Consider the following 1231-nt stretch of genomic DNA (forward strand, 5'->3'; position numbering starts at 1 on the left):
CGTCCCGCTCGGCGAGTGCGAGCGCCGCGGCGACCGTGGCGTGCCCGCAGAACGGCACCTCCGCCCGCGGGCTGAAGTAGCGGACCGCGAACCCCCGCGCGCCGGGCGCCGCCGCCGGGGCGGGGCCGGTCAGGAACGCCGTCTCGCTGTACCCCAGTTCGGCGGCCACGGCCAGCATGGCCGCCTCGTCGAGACCGGCGGCGTCGAGCACGACCCCGGCGGGATTGCCCCCTTCGGGGTCGGCGGAGAACGCGGTGTAGCGCAGTACGCGGGGCGCGGAGGGTTCGCTCATGAGCGCCACAACCACCCCGGGCCCGGGGGCATTCCCGCCGCGCCCGCCGCGGGCCTCAGCCCCGGCCCACGTACGGCATCGTGGTGGCCATGACCGTGGCGAACTGGATGTTCGCCTCCAGGGGCAGGTCCGCCATGTGCAGGACCGTCCGGGCCACGTCGGACGCGTCCATCACCGGTTCCGCGACCAGTTCCCCGTTGGCCTGGAGGGTGCCCGTGCTCATCCGCTCCGTCATGTCCGTCGCGGCGTTGCCGATGTCGATCTGGCCGCAGGCGATGCGGTACGGACGGCCGTCCAGCGAGAGCGACTTCGTCAGGCCGGTGACCGCGTGCTTCGTCGCCGTGTACGCGACCGAGTGCGGGCGGGGCGCGTGCGCGGAGATCGAGCCGTTGTTGATGATCCGGCCACCCTGCGGGTCCTGCTCCTTCATCTGGCGGTACGCCGCCTGCGCGCACAGGAACGCCCCTGTCAGGTTCACCTCGACGACCCCGCGCCAGTCCTCGTACGCCAGGTCCTCGACCGGCACCCCGCCCGGTCCGAAGGTGCCCGCGTTGTTGAAAAGCAGGTCGAGGCGGCCGAAGCACTCCCGGACCGAGGCGAACAGCGCGTCCACGTCCTGCGGGCGTGACACGTCGGCGGGCACCGTGATCACCCGCGCGTCCGGGCCGGCCAGCGCGGCCGTACCGGTGAGCGGGTCCGGACGGCGGCCGGTCAGCGCCACCGACCAGCCCGCGCCGGCCAGGGCGAGCGCGACCGCGCGGCCGATGCCGGAACCGGCGCCCGTGACCACGGCCGTGCGAGGGGCGGCGTCCTTCGCGGAGTTCGAGGCATGGTTGCTCATGCCGCCGCAGCGTACGCCCCGCGCCTGCCCCTCGGCCGGGAACGCGCGGCTCCGGCCGCCCCTCAGCCGGGAACCCCGGGCCCCGGGCCCCGGTCCAG

At 75.1% G+C, this 1231-nt stretch carries 2 protein-coding genes; both read right to left on the reverse strand.

Annotated features, from left to right (window positions below; genetic code table 11):
* On the reverse strand, nucleotides 1–292 hold a 292-nt coding region (locus tag MHW47_RS35540), incomplete at its 3' end, for a PhzF family phenazine biosynthesis isomerase (protein ID WP_239227919.1).
* Between the two features lie 55 nt (nucleotides 293–347).
* The gene (locus MHW47_RS35545; protein WP_239227920.1) at nucleotides 348–1133 is read right to left on the reverse strand and encodes an SDR family oxidoreductase; all 786 of its coding nucleotides are present in this window, start codon (nucleotides 1131–1133) and stop codon (nucleotides 348–350) included.
* Nucleotides 1134–1231 lie beyond the last annotated feature (98 nt).

This window comes from Streptomyces sp. OfavH-34-F (genome assembly GCF_022347745.1).
Lineage (GTDB): Bacteria > Actinomycetota > Actinomycetes > Streptomycetales > Streptomycetaceae > Streptomyces.

Bases quoted from the DNA above. Each gene is read 5' to 3' on its own strand.
- MHW47_RS35545 (WP_239227920.1), bottom strand. From the start codon at position 1,133: ATGAGCAACCATGCCTCGAACTCCGCGAAGGACGCCGCCCCTCGCACG.